14 protein-coding genes and 1 pseudogene are annotated in these 16995 nt (G+C 41.5%); 10 read left to right on the top strand and 5 right to left on the bottom strand.

Annotation, left to right across the window (positions count from 1 at the left end):
• Nucleotides 1–200: 200 nt before the first annotated feature.
• Nucleotides 201–452, bottom strand: coding sequence for a GDYXXLXY domain-containing protein (locus tag AAEY93_RS17115; RefSeq protein ID WP_351078557.1), 252 nt, complete (start codon nucleotides 450–452; stop codon nucleotides 201–203).
• A 399-nt stretch (nucleotides 453–851) separates the two neighbouring features.
• Between AAEY93_RS17115 and AAEY93_RS17110 the strand changes: the two genes are divergently transcribed.
• Nucleotides 852–1100, top strand: coding sequence for a DUF3297 family protein (locus tag AAEY93_RS17110; protein WP_101032751.1), 249 nt, complete (start codon nucleotides 852–854; stop codon nucleotides 1098–1100).
• Between the two features lie 292 nt (nucleotides 1101–1392).
• Nucleotides 1393–2037, top strand: coding sequence for a LysE family translocator (locus AAEY93_RS17105; RefSeq protein WP_101032750.1), 645 nt, complete (start codon nucleotides 1393–1395; stop codon nucleotides 2035–2037).
• Between the two features lie 466 nt (nucleotides 2038–2503).
• Here the strand turns inward: AAEY93_RS17105 and AAEY93_RS17100 are convergent, their stop codons facing one another.
• The 3 genes from AAEY93_RS17100 to trmH form a co-directional block, all read right to left on the bottom strand.
• Nucleotides 2504–3553: a potassium channel family protein gene (locus AAEY93_RS17100; RefSeq protein WP_157822211.1), complete on the bottom strand. Its 1050-nt coding sequence runs from the start codon at nucleotides 3551–3553 to the stop codon at nucleotides 2504–2506.
• A 768-nt stretch (nucleotides 3554–4321) separates the two neighbouring features.
• Nucleotides 4322–4930: a DsbA family protein gene (locus tag AAEY93_RS17095; protein WP_124013809.1), complete on the bottom strand. Its 609-nt coding sequence runs from the start codon at nucleotides 4928–4930 to the stop codon at nucleotides 4322–4324.
• A 62-nt stretch (nucleotides 4931–4992) separates the two neighbouring features.
• Nucleotides 4993–5739 (bottom strand): tRNA (guanosine(18)-2'-O)-methyltransferase TrmH, encoded by a 747-nt coding sequence (gene trmH, locus AAEY93_RS17090; protein ID WP_351078547.1) that lies wholly within the window; start codon nucleotides 5737–5739, stop codon nucleotides 4993–4995.
• 300 nt (nucleotides 5740–6039) lie between these two features.
• On the opposite strand from trmH, the gene AAEY93_RS17085 reads away from it, so the two are divergent.
• The 8 genes and pseudogenes from AAEY93_RS17085 to AAEY93_RS17050 all read left to right on the top strand — a co-directional run bounded on the left by AAEY93_RS17085 (nucleotide 6040) and on the right by AAEY93_RS17050 (nucleotide 15609).
• Complete coding sequence (locus AAEY93_RS17085; protein ID WP_124013811.1) at nucleotides 6040–6426, top strand: ribosome recycling factor family protein; 387 nt, start codon at nucleotides 6040–6042, stop codon at nucleotides 6424–6426.
• Nucleotides 6427–6712: 286 nt separating this feature from the next.
• Nucleotides 6713–7807, top strand: coding sequence for a zinc-binding metallopeptidase family protein (locus tag AAEY93_RS17080; protein WP_351078544.1), 1095 nt, complete (start codon nucleotides 6713–6715; stop codon nucleotides 7805–7807).
• 151 nt (nucleotides 7808–7958) lie between these two features.
• Nucleotides 7959–9412 (top strand): annotated as a pseudogene (locus tag AAEY93_RS17075) (circularly permuted type 2 ATP-grasp protein).
• Complete coding sequence (locus tag AAEY93_RS17070; RefSeq protein ID WP_233768573.1) at nucleotides 9409–10335, top strand: alpha-E domain-containing protein; 927 nt, start codon at nucleotides 9409–9411, stop codon at nucleotides 10333–10335. Before AAEY93_RS17075 ends, AAEY93_RS17070 begins: the two are co-directional and overlap by 4 nt.
• Before the next feature lie 590 nt (nucleotides 10336–10925).
• A complete protein-coding gene (cspE, locus tag AAEY93_RS17065; RefSeq protein WP_101032744.1) occupies nucleotides 10926–11138 on the top strand; it encodes a transcription antiterminator/RNA stability regulator CspE in 213 nt (70 codons plus the stop codon).
• Nucleotides 11139–11663: 525 nt separating this feature from the next.
• Nucleotides 11664–11894, top strand: a complete 231-nt coding sequence (locus tag AAEY93_RS17060; RefSeq protein ID WP_101032743.1) for a hypothetical protein — start codon at nucleotides 11664–11666, stop codon at nucleotides 11892–11894.
• A 331-nt stretch (nucleotides 11895–12225) separates the two neighbouring features.
• Nucleotides 12226–14412, top strand: a complete 2187-nt coding sequence (locus AAEY93_RS17055; protein WP_124013814.1) for an OsmC domain/YcaO domain-containing protein — start codon at nucleotides 12226–12228, stop codon at nucleotides 14410–14412.
• Between the two features lie 288 nt (nucleotides 14413–14700).
• The gene (locus AAEY93_RS17050; RefSeq protein ID WP_101032741.1) at nucleotides 14701–15609 is read left to right on the top strand and encodes a LysR family transcriptional regulator; all 909 of its coding nucleotides are present in this window, start codon (nucleotides 14701–14703) and stop codon (nucleotides 15607–15609) included.
• A gap of 69 nt (nucleotides 15610–15678) precedes the next feature.
• Here the strand turns inward: AAEY93_RS17050 and AAEY93_RS17045 are convergent, their stop codons facing one another.
• Nucleotides 15679–16800, bottom strand: coding sequence for a DcaP family trimeric outer membrane transporter (locus AAEY93_RS17045; protein WP_124013815.1), 1122 nt, complete (start codon nucleotides 16798–16800; stop codon nucleotides 15679–15681).
• Nucleotides 16801–16995: the final 195 nt, after the last annotated feature.

Genomic DNA, 16995 nt, shown 5'->3' with positions numbered 1-16995 from the left:
TTGAGCTCTCATTGACCGCCCCCTCTATTTAATTATTGGATGATTTTAAGGGGTGACAACAATCCTGACACAGGGGGATACACTCAATTTGTTCATAAAACGTTCGCGATCTCGCCCTGGTTGATTTTAGTCTCATTAGTTCAGTGTTAACTTGTAACGTCTTTCATTATTAAGCTATTTTTTCAATAATTCGCTGTCGCTTAAATCCGCTTAAAATCTTTGTCTATCATGTTACTCAGCAGTATTTGTCCTGCTTGGTTAACTCTAAACTCGCCATATCTAGCCTCTTCAAACTCTTCAGCTCGACCTTCTTGGAAGAAAAAAGCGTTGCTGGCCAGTTTGACCCTGCCGTCACGAACACGGTATTGGATCAGTCGCTGTGCTGGTGTTAACGCTGCGCCGTGGTAGATGCCATCGAACTGAGCGATGCGGTTATTGTCGAGTGTGACAATGATAAATTGGGGTCAGGGTAAGCTTTATGCTATCGGCCTAAACGGCCGGTTCATGCCGTTGGCTGAGCTGTGTTAGTGGAACTGTGTTAGTGGAACTGTGTTGGTGTAAGGCGTGGCGATGCAATGACAGGTAAATTGACAGGTAAATTGAAGATAAATTGGGTCAGGGTAAGCTTTATGCTTAAACGGCCGGATCATCCAGTTGACTGAGCTGTGATGGCGTAAGACGTGGCGATGCAATGGGGTTGCTATCAATGGGGTCGCGATAAAATGTCTCGCTATTGTGTCGCTATTGTCCAAAGAAGTGGGGCTCGTCACTCACATTTATGACTGCCGCTATTGAGCATCAGGCCAGTATTGCCTACAATGGCGCACGCTTTATTCACTGCAGACCAGACCATGAACGACACTACATCGAAACCAGCTTTACCGGATCGCCTTTCTTCAAATCCACGTAGCCCACATCATGTGGCAGCGATTTTTGAGCACGAGATTGGTATTTTGTTCAACGGCAAAGAGCGTGCTGATGTCGAGGAATATTGTATCAGTGAAGGCTGGCTAAAAGTCGCGGCGCATAAAGCGTTGGATCGTCGTGGGCAACCACTTATGACAACGGTTAAAGGCAAGGTTGAAGCATTTTATAAGTAGGAGGAGAGTCACATTCTCTTACCGTTAAAAATGAAAGGCTAGCCGTCAGGGCTGGCCTTTACTCTTTGGGCGCCAAAAATCACTGGGCTCAGAGTCAAGGTCATTCTATTGTTTGCTATTGTTTTAGCTTGTTTTTATACTGCTTTGGTTTATCCCTACTTAATATTCTTCCCGTAAACAAACCCTGCCAACTGTCGTGCTCATTTAAATACAATATGACTTTCATTCATGTTGAATAGCTGTAAGATCCGCGCCTTATTTTCCCGTCTTAATAGTGGTTGTTTGTGTTTTTATGATGATTGATCTGGCTTTGCTTCCTTTATATTTAACCACTGTGGTCGCGTTATTGTTAATTCCTGGACCTGACATGCTGTTGATTGCTAGTTCTAGTTTGAGCTATGGCCGCAAAGTGGGGGTTTATGCCAGCTTTGGTAATGCCACCTCAGGACTTATTTTAACCTTACTTGCTGCAATGGGCGTGTCTGCATTAGTGGCAATGAATCCAATGGCGTTAGAGCTATTACGGGTATTGGGCGGCGCTTATTTACTTAAAATGGGCTGGGATTGCATGCGCAGTAGCGCGAGCGATGCGCCGGAAATTAAGTCGCAGAATAACATCGCTAAATTACTCTATCGCCGCGCGGTGATGAGCAATCTACTAAACCCTAAAGCGTTGATATTTTTTGTGTTATTTTTGCCGCAGTTTGTTTCTACTCAGATCAGTGCCAGTTCAGGTGAACAAATGCTGGCATTAGGCCTGCTGCTTAATGTTATTGGGTTGTCGTTCAATTTGTTGCTGGTGGCTCTAGTGGGAAGTTTGGGTCAACCATTGCTGAAAAACGAAAAATTCCGCACATATCAAAATAAGTTTATGGGGATGATATTTTTTGCTTTGGCGATCTGGTTACTGGCGTCGCAAGTGCAGAGTATCGGTTAACTGTGTTTTCAGATGGTTACGTACCATTTGAAAATAAGTGCGACCAGTCAATAAGTGAGGCTAGAGCACTTTTTTGAGCTCTTATTTAAAAGCTGGATTACGCTGTGGGTGCATTAAGCTGTCGACATACAAATTAGGGATGATGACAGCTTAATAAACCAACCTGCTTATGCCGATCTCAGGTTAATGTGTAAAGTCTTTAAAAATAACTGACATCAGCCACCAACATTACAAACAGCTCCTTTCAACGCGTATATTTCGCTGATTGCATCGATTGATCCCGTTCTTAATCGAACATCATTTTCAGACTTTCTCTTACCAAGCTTTACTCGCCGAGGTGGCCATTTGTTGATGTAAAAAGACAATATCGACTATGGCGATGAGATATTGATCAAAAAGTTAATTTAGCGCCCCAACGTGTCCTAGCAAAATATATTTCACTAGCCAATTGAAGGCGCTTTTTTGCTTAAAATCCGTTTTGGTCGAAGGTTATTCGGTCTAACGCAATATAGTAAAGGAAAGTGCTTTTCCCCACTGGGAGTACTTCATCGTCGTCTGGATTAATCGCCAGCGTTTTGCCAAGCTTATCATTGGCTACCCCAATGAAAATCGCGTTGTGATTACCTTTGATGAAGGCCGCGACATCGGCCACAGTGCGCGGCTTTGACAATACCACTTCTTGTGCATGCATTGTTTGGCCAGAATTGGTTAGCAAGCTTTGGAACGCCAGGTCTGAGCCGCTATCTTGAAGTGACCGCACCAGCTTTTCATTTTTGTTGGAGCTGAGCACCTCGATAGGTTTATTTAGCTGTCGCAGGGCTTGTGCTTGGTCTTCGTTATCGATAAAAGTAGCGATAAAACTGTTTTCACTCACCTTGGTTGAATAGTGAACCGCCAAGCTGAAGTTGCGGTCATCATTCTCTAAGTCGATAGCAATTTTGTCGGCGCTACTAATGCAGACTTTGTTAAGTACGTCTTGATCATGCAAATTGTCGACTGACAAGTATTTGATTTTTTCGTTATCAGGGAACGGGTGAGCAAAGTCGCCATTGGTAAGCAATACAATGGTTCTGTCGGGTCGGTTATGATCATCAAGGATAAGTTGGATGAGCTTTCTCGACTTCTCAGCAGTGCTACAAATCAGAATAATGTGACCTTGCAGTGCGGTGATATTTGATTTTCCCGTCATGTGTAAATTCCAACCGTTAAAGATAAATTTGCCCATTTTGCCGATCAGTATACTGAACAACACAAAATTAACGGGTAAGTAGTAAAATGTTAAAAGCATTTTGCCAGCAAGTGTTTCGGGGTAAATGTCGCCATACCCAAGCGAACTTGCGGTAACTACGCTCCAGTAAATGAAGTTAAGTGGAGATGAGACGATGTTGCTTTCACCCGCAAGTGAGAAGCCGAAATAACCAAGCACTCCGCAAGCCAACAGCAAGATAAATAACGAGCTGTTACGTGTTCGGGTGATCTCAAGTCCAAATCGCCGGATAAAATTAAAGATGAGCATGAACCACTCCCTTATGTGCAGTTTGTCGATGACGCGAGTAAAAAAAGCTGTATCGATACCGTTTTTTTCGGCCCAGACGCTCAGAGATATCGCAATAGTCGGAGTCATTATCCAGACACCAAGAACATGAATATACGGCATTTGGGCTTATGGGGTAACCGCTGACACGAAATACAAGACAGGCATATGAAACAAGTAAAGCCCGAAGGTGTACATTGATATGTTTCTAGTGCATTTTTTAGCACCCAGATTAAACACGTTATGTGTGTTCGCAAGGCTGTGAATGCTAATAATTGGCATAGCCGCGAAAAACATCAACATGTAGTCGCAAAGAATCTGCTTGGTGGGGAATAACTGACAAATGATAAGGTCGTGACCCATTATCTTTGCTGCAGTTAGGTTTATAGTGTCCTGAACGCACAGAATCGTGAAAAACCCAAACCCAAACCCAAACCCAAACCCAAACCCAAACCCAAAAAATGAGCGTGACTAAAGCAGCAAACTTAGCGAGCAAAGAGGGGTGGGATAAAGTAATCAACATTATCCCGTTGTGAACATCATCAAGAGACAAGCCAACGACAAAGCCTATTGAACACTCTGTAGACTTTAGAGGTCGAATTTTATCAACATAGTAGTGGCGCTATCTTTAATAACGCTCTAAAGAGGATAAAAAACCCGAGCTGGATCCGACATTGGCACAAACGGACACTGAGTCATGTCCATATCCTAGTTAATGGCGGTGATAGATAAAGCTAGTTAACTCTTTATTTACTTAATGGCGGCGATCTCTTTTTCAACCGCAGCGACTACGGCTTGAGGGTCGCTAAGATATTGTGAGTGATCGATAAAGATGGCGTTATCATTAACTGTCATTACCATTACGGGGAAGCCCGTGGTGCCGATGATTTGTTGGATTTCTTCTATATCTTCTAGTACGTATTCTGCATCCGTACTGAGCTCATCTTTAAACACTTTATTTGATGGTGACAGTTTAAACTTCTCTACGATGTCAGTGAAGTCGTGTTTATTATCCAGCGGATTGCCTTCAATGAAGTGTGCTCTTTGTATCGCATTGAGCACGGGCAATTGCTTGTCAGCTTGCTTACTCTGCACCCATCCCATCAAGTTTGCGGTCTTGATTGAGTTTTTAGGACTGTTTACATAGCGAAGATGATCTCTACCAAATTTAAGCCCACTAATTTTTGCCGCGGCTTGCATCTGCTCTTCGCCAGCACTGTCTTTGCCGATGTAATGCGCGCTATGTAGCAAGTGTACATTCATGTCTGGATAGGCTTGTTGCAATGCGTTGACCAAAGGTGTGGCTGCGTAGCTCCAAGGGCAATGTGAGTCGTAGATAAAATAAAGCTCAGTAGTCATTAAGTTAATTCTTGTTTGCGATCAGATAAGCTGATCCTAAATAGTTTGTTGGCATTATACAATCATTGAATCTGCGGGGTTTCGTCAGGGGTTGAATCAATCTCGCTCTTGGCTAGCAGCGCTTGCGGATCGGGGGCGCGCATTCGCTGCCACCATGCACTGTCGGCGACAATTTGCCCTTGCTGATCGATAGCGGGGTAGGGGATTTGTTTACGGCGACAGGCATTGGCGTAGATGGGATGACCTTGTTCAAACAGCATAGTTTGGCAGTAAACGTGATCAAGTTTACGAGTGCCGTACATATTGGCCTGTTCGCGTTGGCGCTGGGCTTCATACATTACTAATGCGGCAGCCACTGACACATTGAGTGATTGCACCATGCCTCTCATGGGGATGATGATGTGTTGGTCGGCCGCTTCAATCGCTTCTGCGCTGACGCCATCACGCTCATTACCCATTACGATGACGGTTGGCTGGGTATAATCTATCTCGCGAAAATCCACTGCAGCATCTGAAAAAGTGGTGGTTAACACCTGCATTTTTTGTGCTTTAAATGCGTGATTAGCTTGAGCAAATGTGTCGTGTTTGACTGTGTTAACCCACTGTTGGCTTCCAGAGGCGGTATTACCAGATACCCGCATATCAATATCGGGCCACACGGCATGAATTTCATAAATTCCCACACAGTCAGCAGAGCGAAGAACCGCCGCAATATTATTAGTCATATGCACTTTATCAAGGCAAACCGTTAAGTCGACTTGTCGATTATCAAGCATCTGATTTATTCGGGCAAAACGTTCTGGGCTCATGGGGCAATTCTACTTAATGTTATTCAACACATTTTAACCTTTGCTTTCAACAAAAAAGCGCCCAATACGTCTGAAAATCGATTAATATTGATAGCAAGGTGATCATTCGTGCGCCATTATAACGTTAAAATGCTGACCCTAAAACGCCATTGATCTCAGCAAGCGCATTTTTAGATGATCTGTGTTGCCAGAAATCACAATATCTCTTTTTAAATTGATGCTGATAAGTGATAGAGAATAACTATTTTTTTAGCTAATCAAGCTAGCAAATTCCAACCCAATAGATTTTCACCGTAGGCCATGACCGAAGATATTACTATCCGATTACCTTCTCTGATCCACCGAATAGGCGGCGAGAAAACCAAGCAAGCTAAAACGATAGCGCTGCAATATGACTGCGAGGTTAAGCGTGTGCGTCGATCTCGACATTGGGGGGTATCAGGTGAGGCTATTAAGATTCAGTCGTTTACAGAGCGATTAAAATTAGAAAGTGATGTTAGTTTTGGTTACCTTATCCACAAGATTGAAACCGCATTGCTTGGTCATGCCGACAAGTTAGAACCTTTAGAGGCAAAGCTTATGCGTTTGATTAATGACCAGCCAAATATCACCTTGGGCGAACTGACTCACCTTACTCAATGCACCATGGCAGAAGCCCGGATCGCACGTTTTAATATCGAATTATGAGCTTAAGTTGACTATTTTTATTATAATACACTAATGATTGCCCCTAATATCTATTGGATTATGGATACTCATCAGTTACCCATTCGTTATCAATAATCTTGAGATTATTGTTTAAATAGTTTAATGGTAAGCAAGTTGAAGCGCTTGTTCGATAGGTTTTTTTACTCAAAAAAACAGTCTTTTTTGAGGTTGTAAATGGTGCTGAATGGTCATTGCGCTAACGTTTAAATTAGCCCATGATGCTGAGTTATGTTCAGTTTGAGTTTGTTCATTAAGGAATTCACGTTTGAAGACGTTTTCTTGTCAATGTGGAAGCACTTTACACTTTGCTAATAGCAAGTGCGTATCATGCAGTTTGCTATTGGGGTTTATCCCCGAAGAACAGCAACTCAGTGCATTTACTAAAAACCGTAACGGGCAACTGCAAGCATCCAGTAATGGTTTGTTATATAGGCAGTGTAAAAACTATTCCCAATATGATGTATGTAATTGGATGGTCCCGATTCAAGATAGTCATGAGCTATGTGTGTCTTGTCGTCTGACAGAAACCATACCCAATCTTGCTGATGAAAATAACATCAAGTTGTGGTTTCGTATGGAGCAAGCTAAAAGACGTTTGCTGTATACTTTGCTTAAGCTTAATTTGCCGGTGATTAACCGATTTACTGACCCTATTTCTGGTTTAGGTTTTGCGTTTTTAAAAGATCAGGTCGAGGATGAATTTGGCAATGAATTAACGGTTAAGAACTATGTCTCTACCGGGCATAATTCTGGGTTGATCACCATTAATTTAGATGAGGCTGATTCGGCTTCTCGCATTCAGATGCGGGAAATGATGCAAGAGCGCTATCGCACTTTGGTCGGTCATTTTAGACACGAGTCGGGTCATTATTTTTGGGATCGCTTGATAAAAAACTCTCCTCGCTTGGATGAGTTCAGAGCGTTGTTCGGCGACGAACGCTTAGATTACGCCGATGCCATGCGCCAGTATTATCAAAACGGACCTTCTAATAATTGGCAAAATGTGTGGATAAGTGCTTATGCCAGTATGCACCCATGGGAAGATTGGGCTGAAACGTGGGCGCATTATTTACACATGGTCGATACGCTTGAAACCGCCAATGACTTCCAATTTAGTGTATCGGGCAACCTAGTTGCTAACCCGTTAGTGAATTCGGCTGATTATAGCCAAACCTATACATCGACTAGCTTCACCCATTTGTTTAATGATTGGTGCCGGTTAACCGCAGTGCTAAATGCTTTGAATCGCAGTATGGGGATGGACGACGCCTATCCATTTGTTATTTCAATTACCGCGCTAGATAAACTGCGTTTTGTTCATGAAATTATTACCGGCGATAACGGTGATATCTCAGCTTAAATCAAGCAAATTGTTAACGAGAGAAGGCTATGTTTTTGCCAATAAAGTGTAAAATATATTTTATACTTTGTAAAAAAAAATGAATTAATCCGATAAAAATTCTAAATTATGCCTATAATGGTTGTTTGAAAAGCAACCAATGAGGGTATATATGACTATTGAATGGAATGATTACAATGTCGTCAACTATCACGACGAACTCGTTAATAATCATGGGGTTCCAAGACCCTACGCTATTGATTTGTGTCATTACTTAAGCTCTCTTTCTGACTCCGAAATCATTGAATATAAAGCGGCTGCAGATTCAGCTATTCACGTCATGGGTATTACTTTTCGGGTATACAATGATGAAGAAGGTTCAATCGATCGCGCATGGCCGTTTGATATTATCCCGAGATTAATCGATAAAAAAGAATGGCAACAAATTGAGATAGGACTGAAGCAGCGAGTGAAAGCGCTGAATATGTTTATCAATGACTTATACAATGAGCAAAATATTATTAAAGATGGGGTTTTCCCCGCTGATTTGCTGAATAAATCCAAGAACTTCTTACCGCAATGTAAAGGATTCACCCCGCCACTTGGCATTTGGGCACACATTTGCGGCTCTGATTTGGTCAGGGATAATGAAGGTACCGTGTATGTGCTGGAAGATAACTTAAGAGTGCCTTCTGGTGTGTCTTACATGTTGGAAAATCGTTTAGTGATGAAGCGAGTTTTTCCAGAAATGTTCGAAAATACAGCATTTTACCCATTGATGATTATCCATCTCAGCTTTACGACATGTTAGCCGAAATGTCCCCCAGAGAAATTGAAGAACCTGAAATAGTGGTTCTTACCCCAGGTATTTATAACTCAGCCTATTTTGAACACGCCTACCTTGCCCAGCAAATGGGAGCCGAACTCGTTGAAGGCAGTGATTTGGTGGTTGAGGACGATAATGTTGTCTATATGCGTACTATTGAAGGCTTATCTCGAGTGGATGTTATTTATCGTCGAATTGATGATGAGTTTCTTGATCCTGAAGTCTTTAACCCTGAGTCTACCTTAGGCGTGCCGGGTCTTATGCGTGCTTGGAAAGCTGGCAATGTTGCATTAGCCAATGCGCCGGGGTCTGGCGTAGCCGATGATAAAGTCGTGTACGCCTATGTGCCTGAAATTATTAAATACTACTTAAATGAAGATGCACTGATAGCCAACGTGCCCACATACAAGTGTTTTAATGATGAAGAGCGTGAATACGTGCTCAACAACATTGACAAAATGGTGGTTAAACCTGCCAATGAATCCGGTGGCTATGGCATGTTAATTGGACCTCATGCTTCAGTAGCAGAACATGAAGAATTTAGAGCGTTAATTACTGAAGACCCCAGGAATTATGTCGCTCAACCTATGCTGATTTTATCTACTGCTCCAACGTTGTTTGATACTAAAGTAGAGCCTCGTCATCTGGATTTGCGCCCCTTCATTCTTAGTGGCAAGAATGTCACGGTCACCGCAGGTGGTTTGACGCGAGTCGCAATGCGCAAGGGGTCTACCGTGGTGAACTCGTCACAAGGTGGTGGCAGTAAAGATACTTGGATTGTCGATATGGAGTCATTATGAGCATGCTTTCAAGGGTTGCCAGTACCCTATACTGGCAGGCACGTTATTTAGAGCGAGCCGAAAACACCGCGCGCTTAATCAATGTTAACTCTCATATGCTATTGGATTTGCCCAAAAGTGTGGTGTTAGGTTGGGAGCCGATTGTCGATATTTTGTCTGATCGTGAGTTGTTTTATTCCTTACATGATGACGCAACCGAGCATGCGGTTATTAGCTTTATGGTTACTGACAAAGCAAACCCAAGCTCTATTATTAGCTCTATTAGCGCCGCGCGTGAAAATGCTCGTACTATTAGAGAGATTATTCCACGGGAAGCTTGGGAACAAATTAATGCGTTATACCTATATGCTATGGAAAGTCAGCATGAAGTGTTCTCTCGACACAAACGTTATAACTATTTAAGCAAAATTATTTTAGGTAACCAAACTATCACCGGTATGTTGTCTGGAACCATGACACATGATGATTGTTATGAGTTTCTTTGCATCGGTAGCAACATTGAACGTGCAGACATGACTACTCGGATCATCGATGTGCGCTCCGCTTCTTTGTTGCCTGATATCGAGCATGAGCAATCGGCTTTTGACAATATTCAGTGGATGAGTGTCTTAAAATCGTTAACGGGCTATCAAATGTATCGCCGAGAAGTGCGTTTACGTATTAATCGAGCCGATGTGTTGAAGTTTTTGCTGCAAGAAGAACACTTCCCTCGTTCATTAAGGCATGCATTACAACAGATTGAAGCCAGATTAGAACGCTTACCTCGTAATCATGATATTACTAAGGCGTTGCAAGGCGCGAATCAACAGTTGATGTCTGCCAAGCCGGAAAAGCTTAAACAGGACAAGCTTCATGATTTTATCGATCTAATGCAGATTGAGTTAGATAATTTGCATGACAGCATCAATCAAACCTATTTTTAGTCACATAGAGATAGTCTGCAGTATCGTTTCATAGGAAACGGGTAAATTTATCCTAGTCGTCTTATCCCACCTTTTTTGGCTTTATAATTAAAATGTGGGGTAAGGCTGATATTTTTATTCAGAACAAAAACATTAGCAAAGTGATTTTTTGTGACCGTTAATCAAATGCGTTTATAAATAAACCTAACTATCCGCCTCTAAGTTACTGTAATAAATAAGTTATTGGTGGTTATTTTGCTTAACTGCTGCTGAGGTACTTGGCCTTTTTGTTGCGTTTTATCGTGGTAAGTTGGGGCTGTTTACTAAAATCAGATGCTCAGAGCATTCATGTTTAAGTCATGTTCACCATCATTTTAACGATTTTACACATTAAGCCTTTACAATATCCAAAACTACTGTAATATATCTCGTGCTCTGACATTCAGAGTTATTAATGAACATCAAGTAAAAGAAAAGCCTTAGAATCTCTTCGTTATCGTTGTTATCCTCTGTGTTTCCCTTAGCTTCATCGTGACATTCAATAATTCAAGCTCGAGCGCATCGCATTTTCGCGACAGATTGATTAAATTTAAATATATAAGGGACACAAAATGTCTGATAAAACAACTGGTTTAGTAAAATGGTTTAACGAAGATAAAGGTTTTGGCTTTATTACTCCTGATAATGGCGGCGCTGATGTGTTTGTTCATTTCCGTTCAATCACTTCAGAAGGTTTCAAAACTTTAGCTGAAGGCCAAAAAGTTTCTTTCGATGTTGAGCAAGGCCAGAAAGGCCCACAAGCTGCTAACGTAGTAGCTGTGTAACTCGACTTTGTAAGATAACGCAAACGGTTTAACGACTGTTTGCGTTTTTTTATGTCTATAATTTAATGATTTATCCTTTTTTCAATATGTATTTTCAATATGCTAAGTATCTTAAACAGCTTAAGTGCCTGCAATGCTTTTAAATATATTCAACATAGTTAAGCATTTATAATAGTTAAGCATTTATAATAGTTAACTACTTCCAATATCTCCTTTTTATCCGTTTTATCCGTTTATCCTTTTCTGCATCGATTGTTAATAAAACGCCTGAATAAAAACACATAAGCCCAACTCCAATTTCGACTATCCTTAAATTAACGGGGATCGCCATTGCTGGGTTAATGCGCTTTAAATTGAATAGCTTGCGCCGCTCTGAAGGGTTCAGATAATAGATCTGATTGGCATTATGCTCACGCTATCGATCCACTCTATAATTCCCCAGTTTCTGTTGATCTGGATCAACGCTTAGGATCGTAAATCAATTCATTATATTAGCTAAGTTGAATGCTGGTGGGTGAAGTCATAATGTCAGATAATAAACTCATTTTAGTCTTAAAATTATGCATCACTATGGGCATTAGCTTAATTTTGTTAGGGATTTATTGCCATAACTTCAGTGAAACGATTGAGATGATGGGCGTCAAAGGGATTATGATTAGTGCTATGTGTGTCGCCATTGGTATGGCGTTGTCATTGCCGACTAAAATGTACCTGACCTTTATATTGGTTAAGCGTGAAACCGAAAAAAGCCAATAATCAATTGTGGTTGTCTAGGAGGGGGCGGACTGCGTCCTGCTAGGGACAGCTTCGCGCTAAAACTTATAGCATCTAGCAGCGAAGCGACCTAGAACCTAGGAATAGTGATACCTTGGCGTTTGAATAGAAAACAGTGAAATCCTCAAGGTATTCTGTCTTAATAAGGATCTCCACGACTCGCTTTGCAACTCACTAACATCGTTTATTCCGCGAAATCGCTTTGTTGTGATCATTTATTAATTAACTCAAGACTCTTGGGTCAAAAACACCGATAATTGCCCCTAATTATACAAGCAGGCCGATTGGCTGCGCACGACTGTGGATATATTCAATGGAAATCAAAGTAAATTTTCTCGACAACCTGAGACTCGAAGCTAAATTTGACGACTTTACCGTTACGACCGATCAACCTATTCGCTACAAAGGTGATGGTTCAGCTCCCAGTCCTTTTGATTATTTCTTGGCTTCGTCAGCCCTTTGTGCAGCCTACTTTCTCAAGGTGTATTGTAAAGCTCGTGATATTTCGACTGAGAATATCAAACTATCGCAAAACAACATTGTTGACCCTGAGAATCGCTACAACCAAATTTTTCAAATTCAGGTTGAATTACCGGATGATATTTCCGATAAAGATCGCGAAGGTATTTTACGTTCTATCGACCGCTGTACGGTTAAAAAAGTGGTACAAACGGGTCCTGAATTCAAAATCGAAACGGTTAAAAAACTAGACGCAGACGCCAATGCCATGCTGATGGGCCAACCCGACGGCGATGCGAGCACGTTTATTTTAGGCAAAGATTTACCGCTTGAACAAACCATTAAAAACATGACCGGCTTGTTAGCCGACCTGGGTATGAAAATCGAAATATCGTCATGGCGCAACATTGTGCCTAATGTTTGGTCTTTACATATCCGTGATGCAGCGTCACCAATGTGTTTCACCAACGGCAAAGGTGCGACCAAAGAAAGCGCGCTATGCTCGGCTTTAGGTGAGTTTATTGAGCGTCTTAATAATAACTTTTTCTATAACGATCAATTCTTTGGTGAAGAGATCGCTAATAGCGAGTTTGTCCATTATCCCAATGAAAAATGGTTCCAACTGGAAGAAGATGACGTGCTTCCTGCTGGCATGTTAGATGAATACTGTTTAGACATCTATAATCCAGACGATGAGCTATGTGGCTCACACTTGATTGATACTAACTCAGGCAATATTGATCGCGGTATTTGTGCGATTCCGTATACTCGCCAATCAGATGGCGAAACCGTGTTTTTCCCGTCTAACTTAATTGAAAATCTATTTTTAAGTAACGGCATGAGTGCGGGTAACAACCTGCAAGAAGCGCATGTTCAGTGCTTATCTGAAATTTTCGAGCGTGCGGTAAAACGTCAAATTATTGAGCAAGAAATTATTCTGCCAGACGTGCCAATGGCTGTGTTAGAAAAGTATCCAAGTATTTTAGCGGGCATTAAAGGGCTTGAAGCTCAGGGCTTTCCTATAGTGGTGAAAGATGCTTCTTTAGGCGGCCAGTTCCCAGTGATGTGCGTGACATTGATGAACCCAAGAACCGGTGGTGTATTTGCTTCATTTGGTGGCCACCCGAGTTTTGAAGTGGCGTTAGAGCGGAGCCTTACCGAGCTGTTGCAAGGCCGCAGTTTTGAAGGCTTAAACGATGTGCCAAAACCGACCTTTAATAGCATGGCGGTCACTGAGCCAGAAAACTTTGTTGAGCACTTTATCGATTCAACAGGGGTGATTTCTTGGCGCTTCTTTAGCAGTAAGTTTGACTATGAGTTCTGTGAATGGGACTTTACCGGCACTAGCGAAGAAGAAGCCAAAGGCTTATTTGGTATTTTAGAAGCCATGGGTAAAGAAGTGTATATTGCCGAGTTCACTGATTTAGACGCTTCTGCTTGTCGTATTTTAGTGCCTGATTATTCGGAAGTTTATCCTGTAGACGACTTGATTTGGGATAATACGAATAAAGCACTAGATTACCGCAAAGATATCTTAAACCTGCATTCATTAAGCACTAAAGCGTTAGCTAAGTTAGTTAATCGTTTAGAAGAGAGCCAGTTAGATAACCATACCGATATTCGAACCTTAATTGGCATTGTGTTCGACGAAAATACGGCTTGGGGCCAGTTAACCATTATTGAATTGAAGATCCTGATTTATCTCGCGTTAGGTTCCCACGACGACGCCATTGAGTTAGTCGGCGAGTTCTTACAGTTTAACGACAACACTGTTCAGCGTGGGTTGTTCTATCAAGCAGTAAACGCTGTGCTTGAAGTGACCTTGGATGAAGACTTAGAGCTTGAGCACTTTATCGGTAACTTTAACCGCATGTTTGGTCAAGAAGTCATGGACAATGTGGTGGGGTCAGTTAATGGCACGGTACGCTTTTATGGCCTCACAAAAACCAGCATGCAGCTAGAAGGCATTGAGCCCCATTTACGCTTGATTGAAAGTTACAAAAAACTGCATCAAGCCCGTAAAGCGAAAGCTGGGATATAAATACTCATTGAGTTGAGCGCCAAGCGTAAGTTCATTGTGATAAAAAGAGTAATAGCGAACCAAACGGTTCGCTTTATTTTTTGTTGAAGCTAATAATCCTAAAAACCATCCATTCATGTTCATCTCCAAGCACTAATATTACTTTATGGTGAGCCTCCCCATAGGCAATGAAAATAAATATTGTTCACAAAGTTGTAACCATACAATCTACATTATTTTTTACTTCTGGTATTATGTCGCAAATGAAATTTATTTTTTCTTTTTGTGACATAATCGAAGGCTAATAGCATGGTGGCAAAAGCGGATGACATAATTTTATTTGTCATGGTTGTAGAAGCAGGATCGTTTACAAAAGTGGCTGAAAAGCTCAGTTTGACTAACTCAGTGGTGAGCAAACATATTGCAAGGCTTGAGCAAGATGTGAATACACAACTGCTCTATCGCACCACAAGGAAATTAGCCTTAACGGATGCAGGAGCAACATTTTATGGTAAAGCGCGATTAGCCAAAATAGCATTTCAAGAGGCGGCCGATGCGATATCTGGCTACAGTGATGATGTGCGAGGCACGATCAAACTGACCATTCCAGTAGTGCCAGCAAGGTTAGTATTAAATAATGCATTAGCTGATTTTTGTCGTGATTATCCTAACGTCGATGTTGATTTGACCATAGCTGACCAATTCGTTGATATTCTTGATCAAGGTTATGATTTAGCGATAAGAACGGCTCATCTTGTTGATTCGTCTTTAATTGCAAGGCGCTTAATTGATTCCGATTGGTTGGTGTGTGCCACACCTGAATATTTAAAACAAAACGGTACTCCACTGGCCCCGCAAGATCTGGCTAAACATAGCTGCTTACTTTATCACTATGAAAGTAGTGGCGTGGATCAATGGGTATTTAAAAATGCTGAGGGTAATTACACGGTAAATGTGCAGGGTCGATTCCGATCAAATAACCTTGAGTCGTTAAGGCAAGCAGCGTTAGCGCATTTTGGTATTGCTTATCTTCCCCAAGCGCATATTTATGAAGATTTACAGGCAAATAACTTAGTCGCTTTACTGACTGAGCATAGTGGCAAAGATTTAGGCATTTATGCGGTATACCCGAGCACAAGACTGCCTGACAAAAAAATTAAATTATTGATTGAATACTTTCGCAAAGCTTTTCACTCAAAAAAGGATTATTTTTACTAATTAGCAGTATAAATAAAAACTCGATAGATACTGCCCGTAAATGAGCAATACCTATCGTAGTCTGGGAACTTAGAAAGCGTATTTAGCAGATAATTGTAGATAGTCTGAATCTATGTCAGTCATGCCTTCATCTTCAATGGCATAATTACCTAGCTCGACACCCACACTTAACTCAGGGGTAACGTTAGTGATTAAGTTAACGCCCCAATGTGCGCGACTTTTGTTTGTCTCATCAGTTTCTGCTGTGCCATAAAATGCGGTAGAACGCAAAGTATCAGTCCAGAAATGACGATAAGCGACAGTAAATGCAGTTGTTGACTCTACTACTGTTTCTCCTTGGTCATCAGTAACAATATCTGGTGTCATACCAGCAGCAACATATCGGCCAGAGTCACCTACGGTAACTTGGAAACGTAAATCGTCTTTACCAACCGTTTTAATCACGCCGCCTACATTGGCTGCCACGGCAACCTCATCAATTCCGCCTTGGTCCACTTTTCTAACAAGCGCCCCTACAGATAATTGACCCCAGTCCGCTTTATGATCGTAACGGCCGACAAAATCTGGGATAGACTCATCTTTGTCGGCTTGATCGCCAGTTACACCGACACCACTTGATGATGCACCAATACTTCCGTTGCCATTGGTTTCTGGATTTTCAATAGAAAATTGCCAAGCGCCATAGGTGTAGCGTAATTGTGTTTGTCTAATAAACACTTCGCCAACATGTGGTCCACCAAAATCTAGCGCTTCTGGTAATGCATGTAATGGCATAAATGTGGTCCAAGTTTGACCGGCCAACCAGTTTTTATAACTAATAAAAAAATGTCTTAAACGTGGGTTTGAAGAGTTACTCACTACTTCGTTACCGCCACCACCGTACATATCTACTTCAACAAATCCAGATATATCACCGTGTTGAACTTTTAAATTTACGCGTGATTCTTTGACATTAAAACCCGTATGAGATGTATCGACAGGTACACCTGATGGGAAGTTAGCAATCCAATAATCTTGATAAGCAATATCGCCATTCACATGACGGACATCCACTTTTGCATAGCCACCCAAGGTCACTTTAGTATCTTGTCCTGCAACAGTATCAGTCATTAACTCTATGCCAGCATTAGCTTGCATGCTTGCAGCTAGTGCTGTGAGTAAAAATAGGTTTTTGTATTTTTTATGTGTCATTTGTTATCCCTCTGTTTCCCCGAAAGCGAAGTGCTAATGTAAAGGGATTTGTTAAAAGGGTAAACTATGTTAATGGACAATGACTTGTTCCAAAAACGCTATAAATAGAAAATCTGCTTATTAATTTACGATAATCGATTAAATAGGAATGAGTAAAATAGGCTCAACAATACGTGGTTACAGCAAGATGGCTGC

The sequence above is a fragment of the Shewanella sp. CAL98-MNA-CIBAN-0140 genome, from assembly GCF_040309905.1.
GTDB classification, from domain to species: Bacteria; Pseudomonadota; Gammaproteobacteria; order Enterobacterales; family Shewanellaceae; genus Shewanella; species Shewanella psychromarinicola.
The sequence above is the reverse complement of the archived record's forward strand: the minus strand, read 5'-3'. Positions and strand labels throughout refer to the sequence as shown.

Coding starts and splice junctions, on each gene's coding strand:
- AAEY93_RS17100 (WP_157822211.1), bottom strand. CDS start 3,553: ATGCTCATCTTTAATTTTATCCGGCGATTTGGACTTGAGATCACCCGA.
- cspE (WP_101032744.1), top strand. CDS start 10,926: ATGTCTGATAAAACAACTGGTTTAGTAAAATGGTTTAACGAAGATAAA.
- AAEY93_RS17095 (WP_124013809.1), bottom strand. CDS start 4,930: ATGACTACTGAGCTTTATTTTATCTACGACTCACATTGCCCTTGGAGC.
- AAEY93_RS17085 (WP_124013811.1), top strand. CDS start 6,040: ATGACCGAAGATATTACTATCCGATTACCTTCTCTGATCCACCGAATA.
- AAEY93_RS17060 (WP_101032743.1), top strand. CDS start 11,664: ATGTCAGATAATAAACTCATTTTAGTCTTAAAATTATGCATCACTATG.
- AAEY93_RS17055 (WP_124013814.1), top strand. CDS start 12,226: ATGGAAATCAAAGTAAATTTTCTCGACAACCTGAGACTCGAAGCTAAA.
- AAEY93_RS17105 (WP_101032750.1), top strand. CDS start 1,393: ATGATGATTGATCTGGCTTTGCTTCCTTTATATTTAACCACTGTGGTC.
- trmH (WP_351078547.1), bottom strand. CDS start 5,739: ATGAGCCCAGAACGTTTTGCCCGAATAAATCAGATGCTTGATAATCGA.
- AAEY93_RS17110 (WP_101032751.1), top strand. CDS start 852: ATGAACGACACTACATCGAAACCAGCTTTACCGGATCGCCTTTCTTCA.
- AAEY93_RS17050 (WP_101032741.1), top strand. CDS start 14,701: ATGGTGGCAAAAGCGGATGACATAATTTTATTTGTCATGGTTGTAGAA.
- AAEY93_RS17045 (WP_124013815.1), bottom strand. CDS start 16,800: ATGACACATAAAAAATACAAAAACCTATTTTTACTCACAGCACTAGCT.
- AAEY93_RS17070 (WP_233768573.1), top strand. CDS start 9,409: ATGAGCATGCTTTCAAGGGTTGCCAGTACCCTATACTGGCAGGCACGT.